This window comes from Microcoleus sp. Pol14D4 (assembly GCF_036701245.1).
In the GTDB taxonomy this organism is placed as follows: Bacteria; Cyanobacteriota; Cyanobacteriia; order Cyanobacteriales; family Microcoleaceae; genus Microcoleus.
In genome coordinates, this window is record NZ_JAUBQM010000054.1 from 37843 (window position 1) to 45050 (window position 7208).

Below are 7208 nucleotides of genomic sequence, written 5' to 3' on the forward strand. Positions count from 1 at the left end.
GACAGAGTTTTTCAATTCAATCAGCTAATCGGCATTTAAGTTGTATTTAAAGAAACAATCCCAGTCTTGTGGGTGGGATTTGAGCAACGCCCAAAATATTCAATTGCAATGTTGAACAGCTTACTGGGAATTTTGGCTCCATCACCGCTAAAATTAAGCTCTAATTCCTTAGTCGCGTTCAACGCTGTAAATGGCCTGCAAGCGGAACTCACCATGAGGGGGAACTTCCACAATATCTGTAGCTGCATTGGTCGTTTCTACGCAGAGTAAACGCTGATAATCTGCATCATCAAGGTCGGCCATATTTGCAGAAATTGTCACCCAGGGATTCCACACTACGACGGATTTACTACCAGATGATTTAATGCGAATCCGACGATTGAGGGCGCTATCGTCAATGACTAATTCATTGGTGACATCAAGATAAATGCGATCGACTTCACCTGTTACTACCACTGCACCCACTTGAGTTTTTTCGACACCACCATCCGCTTTATCAAGATACTGGCTATTTTCTAAACCTAAAACCTGCACGCGGTTAATATCGCCGACTTGGAAATAGGTGTGGAAAGCTTGCGTGAGGGGAAATGCTTTGTCGCCTAGATTGCGGGTGATTAATTCTACAGTGAGGGTGGTGCCGATCGTAATTGCGATCGCCAGTTCAAAGGCTTGGGGCCAAATTGCTCTAGTTTCATCGGTATCCTTGAGTCCTAGAGTGACTTTGGTTGCGCCGTCTGGGGTTGTGGCGGTTTCTAGCACATTCCAGAGACGATTCCGCACAAACCCATGACTCGGACGCCCCAAGGCTTCGGGATCGGGGCCAAACCAGGGCCAACAGATGGGTATACCGCCTTTGATGGCTTTCCCTTCAGCGTAGTAGGCTTTTTCGCTAACGAACATCAAATCTGTAGTTTCGCTGGCTGGTTGAAAAGAGAGAACTTGACCGGAATACACAGAAATTAAGGCTTTGGCTTGACCGTTGTCGATGTGAATCATCGGGAAACCACCGTTTCCCGTGGCGAAGGTGAGGTGGCCGGCAATGCCGTAGTCTGTGTTTAATTGGTCAATACTCATGCTGTTAGCTTGGTTAATTGCTTTACAATTATCCGATATTATGGTTGCGAGATTGATTAGATTGTTGGGTTTGACGGGGGAAGGTGCGATCGACACCACCACGCCCTCCGACAAAAAGATTGGAAGTGCCAACCGATCGCGAGGCGATGTGCGATCGAACCCACCGACAAACTTTGCTGATTTCTCCGTAAGCAAGCCGATCTCGTTTAGCAGCGAGCTCGTTGAGGATGGGATGCCCCGATCGCCAGCTTCGCGCAAAACCGTGAATCAGCAGCAACGGCTTACCTGTGCAACCTCGAATGTAGTGCATTTCACCAGCCATTCGGTCTCCCGTTGAGCCATTGGGTTAAATTCCGTTGAGTCGCTCGACTTTCATGCGCCCCACTTTACAACTGCTGACGAGTCGGACGGACGATCGTTTCGTTGGCATCCACATCACCGGGCTGTCAATGGCATAGGCAATCGCCCGGGCGATCGCAAAGCCGCTTAATTACCAAGCGCGAGCGTATTGAATTGGAGCAGGCACTGATTGACGTAGTTGCTTCGCAGCCCGCATCGGCCAATAAGGATCGCGCAGCATTTCTCTGGCAAGTAATACCATATCTGCTTGACCTGTACGGATGATGTGGTCGGCCTGCGCGGGTGCAGTAATCATACCAACTGCTCCGGTAGCAATTTTGGCTTCGCGTCGAATGCGATCGGCAAAAATAGTTTGATAACCTGCACCCGTCGGAATCTTTTCACCCGGTACAATTGCACCTGAAGAACAATCGATTAAATCAACGCCCAGTGACTTTAATTTATCGCTGAGTACAATACTTTGTTCAATGTCCCAACCATGTGGAACCCAATCGGTTGCAGAGATGCGAACCCAAAGCGGTGTTCGATCCGGCAAAACATTTCGCACCCCTTGTACGACTTCACATAAAAACCGGATGCGATGCTCAAAACTGCCACCATAGTCATCTGTCCGTTGATTGCTCAAAGGAGACATAAATTCATGCAGTAGGTAGCCGTGAGCCGCATGAATCTCTATTACGTCAAATCCTGCTTCGAGGGCGCGTTGAGCTGCCTTAACAAAGGATGCGGTCAAGTTTTGAATGTCTTGGATACTCACAGCGATCGGGGCGGGGCTATCGGGTTCAAATGGAATGGCGCTAGGGGCGATCGAAGTCCATCCTCCTTGGGATTCCGAAAGCACATCGCCGCCATCCCACGGAGCTGCTGTACTGGCTTTTCGACCTGCATGAGCAAGTTGAATTCCCGCAACTGCACCGTTGCGGTGAATTAACTCGACGATTCGCGCCCACATTTCACTGTGAGGATCTTGCCACATTCCCAAATCTTGCGGCGTAATTCGTCCTTCAGGCTCGACCGCCGCTGCTTCAGTCATGACAAGCCCTGCCCCTCCTAGGGCTCGACTGACGAGATGAACCAAATGCCAATCATTGGCGAATCCATCAACGCTTGAATATTGACACATGGGAGAAACTGCAATGCGATTTCGGAATGTAACACCGCGTTGATCCAATGGCTCAAATAAATGCGACATGGTTGTAAACCCTTAAGTTATAAAGTGCACAGATCTCAAGTACAGACTTTCTTCACAGTAGGAAGTTGACTGACCTCATTCCACCCAGTCCGCAGCTTTGAAGTTCGCGCGATCGTTGCTTCGTACTCTGGGGTCTGCGATAGGTAGGTGAAGAGGGGAATTATGTAGAAATCGGCAATGCTCAGTTCGTGACCGAGCTAGCTCATACGGGTGTCCTGCAGTTAGGGACTCGATCGGCTCTGGCGCAGTCTTTACAGGTGCTACTGCAGCTTTCACCTAATCCTCGTCACTTTGACTCCCCTGGCTTGACACAATCAGACGTTCAATGGCAATTGACTCGATCGCGAGTGCATAGAGATGGCTGTCCATAATCCCCATAATCTCGAGTCTCCGAGGGCTTGTCAGTATACAGCTCAAATATCTCGACCGAGTGCGTTTTTGAGCAATAAAATCACAGTTTAGGCTTGGGAGTACGAAAGTAACAATAACCCGTTAGAAGGAGATTAATTTCACAGCAGACAGTATCGTGATTCTTAACTTCCCAAAGCGGCAAACCTTCGGATTTTTTAAATTCGGCTCTCTGCGTTGGGAGTAAACATTTTTTCAACAATATTTTTCCGCAGAAAAACTGTCAATGGTTTTTCTATCAAAGAGTAGAATATGCAACCGAAAACTACGGCGAACATTGCCAGTAGAGCCGGAGCAAAGAAACCGTCAAAATATTTTTCTAATTTCGCCTTTTGGAGAATTTTTGTACTTGCTGAAATCAGAGGCCCGTGGGTCAAGAATATCGAGTATGACGCATCTCCCAAAAAAATTAAAATATAAGGAATTTTCGGGGAATCCTTGAGGTCTATCGAGGTAGCAGCAATGATTAACAGAGCTGCTAGCACTGCAAAAGTAGTGACGCGCTCAAACTCTATGTTTCCCCATGCGACGAGAATTCCTAGAATAACATATCCTAAATTGGCTATTCCAAATAATATCCACCTGTACTTGCCAATCTTATTATTATATTTAATCACAATACAGGCAGCCAAGCAGCCCAAAACAAATTCTAGATTCATATTACCAAATACTTGACTTAGCAAGAAAAAAGATTTGGGAAAGTTTATAAATTTACAAAAATTTAAAATCGTTACCAATAGCCAAGCCGAAAGTATAGGCGCAGAATGTTTGGGCTTCAGCCAAATAGCTATGCTGAACAATACATAAAAATATATTTCGTAAGTTAAAGTCCAACCTACATCCAGAATGGGCTTGTCCTTTTGAGGAATCAAGAGCAGCGATACAATTACCTGTCCCACACTTAAATCTTTATTGTTAGCAAAACCTGGAATTACTAGGAAAAAACACAAAACTGTTAGAGTAATTATCCAGTATATGGGGTAAATTCGCACGCCGCGTTTGACTAAAAATGATTTTAACTGGTCTTTTTTACCGATCGCCGATCGGTGAACATACACCATAATAAAACCGCTCAATACAAAAAAGTAATCAACACCGCTCCACCCAGCCTGAAATAAATTAAAAAAAGTAACTTGATTTAATCTCTCGCCGCTCATCTCGTTGAGGTGAAACATTACCACTAATACAGCCGCAATCCCTCGATAAACTTGCAAGAGGTTAAGCTTTTTGTGAGGAGTTGAACTCTGTGCCATGAGAAAATACCTGGGTCAAGGGTGGCAGTTGTGCTGGTTTATCAACTATATTCAACGCGCCAAATATAGTCAACACATTAGATACTATAATATAACTTTATACTTTTTTCATAAAGTTGTGCAAGAAGACTTCCGACTGATCGTTGACTTAGTTCTAGTTCTCGCTGCTGCCGCAGCAGGAGGACTCTTTGCATCGCTGTTGCGACAGCCGGTAATTCTCGGGTATCTCCTGGGAGGGATCGTAGTTGGGCCGGCCGGTTTGGGGCTGATTAAAGAATTAATTCAGGTAGACACCCTGGCTGAATTCGGGGTTGCTTTTCTGTTATTTGCCTTGGGAGTGGAATTTTCTTTCGCCGAACTCCAGAAAGTAAAAGCCATTAGTTTGGGCGGGGGGGGCTTGCAAATTGTGCTGACGATCGCCATTACTACTGCAATTTCCTTGGCTGTAGGCTGGGTAGAATCGCCCGCTCAAGGCGTGTTTTTAGGAGCGATTCTGTCGCTTTCTTCGACAGCAGTTGTACTCAAGTGCTTGATGGAGCGCAATGAATCCGGTACTTCCCACGGTCAAGTCATGCTGGGAATATTAGTAGTTCAAGATTTAGCCTTGGGGTTAATGCTAGCAGTTTTGCCGGCACTCAATCAGCCAGCAGAAGAGATCGGCATGACGGTAGCGTGGGCCCTAGTGCGGATCGGGTTATTTGCGATCGGTGCTGTAGTCGCGGGCATTTGGATCGTACCGCAGTTGCTGCGCTACCTGGCGAAAACAGAAAGTCGGGAACTGTTTTTGCTGGGAGTTGTGGTTTTGGCTTTAGGAATTGCGCTGCTGACAGAATATTTGGGTTTTTCGATCGAGATGGGCGCATTTGTGGCGGGTTTGATGATTTCAGAAGTTGAATATGCCGACCAAACTCTCACTTATGTCGAGCCTTTACGAGATATTTTTGCATCCTTATTTTTTGTCACGATCGGAATGTTAATCGACCCGGTGTTTCTGTGGAACCATCTAGAATTAATTCTGGGACTGGTATTTCTAGTATTTGTCGGCAAATTCTTGATCGTCGCGCCGATCGTCCGACTATTTGGCTATCCGCTAAAAACAGCATTGATCGCAGGTTTGGGCTTAGCTCAAATAGGAGAATTCTCCTTTGTACTCGCTAGTGCCGGCCAAGCTATGGGGCTGGTTTCGCGGAACGTTTACCTGTTAATTTTAGGAACGACAGCCGTCACCCTCGTGCTAACTCCGTTTGTATTGAGAAGCGTGCCGCAGTTATTGAAATGGGCGGAAAATTTCGGGCCTTTGCAGCGCTATTTTGACGAAACATCTCAACCTGTGGCTATAGCTGAAACTTTGCCGGAACAAAATTATGTTGTGGTTTGCGGCTACGGGCGAGTAGGCAGAATTTTAGTCAAAATGCTGCAAAGTCGCAACTGTTCAGTTGTGGTGATCGACGAGTCAGAAAGTAGAATTCAAGAGTGCAGAGTCCAAGGAATTCCTTACATTTACGGGAATGCTGCCAGCTTGCACGTATTGGAAGCCGCCCGGGTGGAACGGGCAAAAGCAATGGCGATCGCCCTTCCCGATCCCATGAGCACTCGGTTGTGTCTGAAGCGGGCTTTAGAATTAGTCCCGGATTTGGATATTGTGGTGTGCGCGAACCAAGATAAAGACATCGAACTGCTTTACCAACTGGGGGCCTGGGAAGTTGTGCAGCCGGAGTTTGAAGCCAGTTTAGAACTGTCTTCCCACTTGCTGGCTGGCATGGGACTCTCGGCAACCGCGATCGGGCGAGATGTGCAGCAAATTCGCAGCAGCCGCTATCTGGAATTGCGGCCACCGCGCGAACCTTTGGCTGTTTCGCGGGATTTGAAAGTGGCGGTTCGAGATATGAACAGCGAGTGGTACAACTTGCCGTCAGGTTCTCCCATCGCCAGCATGACTCTGGAAGAAACTAACTTGCGGCAGTTGACAGGGGTCAGCGTGATGGCGATCGTCCGCGAGAATGGCGAGGAAATTGATTATCCTAACGGCAAGACAGCTTTGCACTCGGGCGATCGACTTTTTGTAGTGGGAGAACCGGAAGAACTCATCAGTTTTGAGTTGCTGGCGAAAGGGGAAGTTGCTGTGCCGCAGGGGGACAGTTCTTGCCAGTGGCTGAGACTGCCAGCCAACAGCCCTTGGGCGGGCAAAAAACTGTCAGAGATAGATTTGCTGACCCAGTACGGGGTGCAGGTGCGGGCGATCCGCCGGGAAGGGAAATTTACTCGCTGGCCGGACGGAACTAGCAATTTGCAAGAAGGCGATCGTTTGCTGCTGTGCGGCGGCTTCTACGAGCTCGGCTTGATGCAGCGGACGGCCTCACCACCGGTGCCGCAACCTGCTTTAAAGCTGCCTTTGGTCAAGGCCCAAGTCAGCGAAAAGCTGTTTAGCGATTAGGGAAGTTCGGCAACGGATTTTGTAACGGATGTAACGGAGGTCAGGATGACCGAAGTTGGAAGAGGTTCGAGGGAAGAGGGAAGATTTTTCCACTCTCCCTCTCTCCCCCTCTCCTCAGCCGTTGGGTTTGAGATAAGCAATTGCTGGCCGCGAGATCAGAATTTGTGTTTCTGAGGGATCGAGGAGGCAAATGCAGCTATTATCCTGCCAAAAAATTCTGCCCGCTAGTAAGTCGCCGGTCAGGAGTTTGATCTCCACCTGTTGTTTGTCTTTGATGTAGCTTTGTATTAAGCGAACGCTGGGCAATCCGGTTTCAAATTCAGACATAGTTCAGAAAAATATAGTCAAATATTACCTTAAACCATATTCTTCTGTTTATACCGTTTAACCCTTAGTGTCCCAACTACAAGCGGGGTGCATCTCAGTTTGGCAAATACATCAAAGTGAAAGTTGACCGTTGAGATAAGCACAGCGAAGAGCAAGGATA

General features: G+C 47.5%; 6 protein-coding genes. 1 reads left to right on the plus strand and 5 read right to left on the minus strand.

All coding sequences use genetic code 11. The features are described 5' to 3' along the window. Window positions 1-168 precede the first annotated feature (168 nt). From QUA33_RS18915 to QUA33_RS18930, 4 genes are all read right to left on the minus strand, one after another. Window positions 169-1074: a D-hexose-6-phosphate mutarotase gene (locus QUA33_RS18915; protein WP_333150213.1), complete on the minus strand. Its 906-nt coding sequence runs from the start codon at window positions 1072-1074 to the stop codon at window positions 169-171. 28 nt (window positions 1075-1102) lie between these two features. Further along, a complete protein-coding gene (locus QUA33_RS18920; protein WP_333150215.1) occupies window positions 1103-1396 on the minus strand; it encodes a hypothetical protein in 294 nt (97 codons plus the stop codon). A gap of 168 nt (window positions 1397-1564) precedes the next feature. After that, window positions 1565-2626 (minus strand): NADH:flavin oxidoreductase/NADH oxidase, encoded by a 1062-nt coding sequence (locus QUA33_RS18925; RefSeq protein WP_333150217.1) that lies wholly within the window; start codon window positions 2624-2626, stop codon window positions 1565-1567. 566 nt (window positions 2627-3192) lie between these two features. After that, window positions 3193-4287, minus strand: coding sequence for an acyltransferase (locus QUA33_RS18930; protein WP_333150218.1), 1095 nt, complete (start codon window positions 4285-4287; stop codon window positions 3193-3195). Window positions 4288-4405: 118 nt separating this feature from the next. Between QUA33_RS18930 and QUA33_RS18935 the strand changes: the two genes are divergently transcribed. Beyond that, window positions 4406-6721: a cation:proton antiporter gene (locus QUA33_RS18935; protein ID WP_333150222.1), complete on the plus strand. Its 2316-nt coding sequence runs from the start codon at window positions 4406-4408 to the stop codon at window positions 6719-6721. Window positions 6722-6835: 114 nt separating this feature from the next. On the opposite strand, the gene QUA33_RS18940 is transcribed toward QUA33_RS18935, so the two are convergent. Further along, on the minus strand, window positions 6836-7048 hold the full coding sequence (locus QUA33_RS18940; RefSeq protein WP_333097600.1) for an Hfq-related RNA-binding protein: 213 nt from the start codon (window positions 7046-7048) through the stop codon (window positions 6836-6838). Between the last annotated feature and the right edge of the window lie 160 nt (window positions 7049-7208).

Coding starts and splice junctions, on each gene's coding strand:
- QUA33_RS18925 (WP_333150217.1), bottom strand. CDS start 2,626: ATGTCGCATTTATTTGAGCCATTGGATCAACGCGGTGTTACATTCCGA.
- QUA33_RS18915 (WP_333150213.1), bottom strand. CDS start 1,074: ATGAGTATTGACCAATTAAACACAGACTACGGCATTGCCGGCCACCTC.
- QUA33_RS18920 (WP_333150215.1), bottom strand. CDS start 1,396: ATGGCTGGTGAAATGCACTACATTCGAGGTTGCACAGGTAAGCCGTTG.
- QUA33_RS18930 (WP_333150218.1), bottom strand. CDS start 4,287: ATGGCACAGAGTTCAACTCCTCACAAAAAGCTTAACCTCTTGCAAGTT.
- QUA33_RS18940 (WP_333097600.1), bottom strand. CDS start 7,048: ATGTCTGAATTTGAAACCGGATTGCCCAGCGTTCGCTTAATACAAAGC.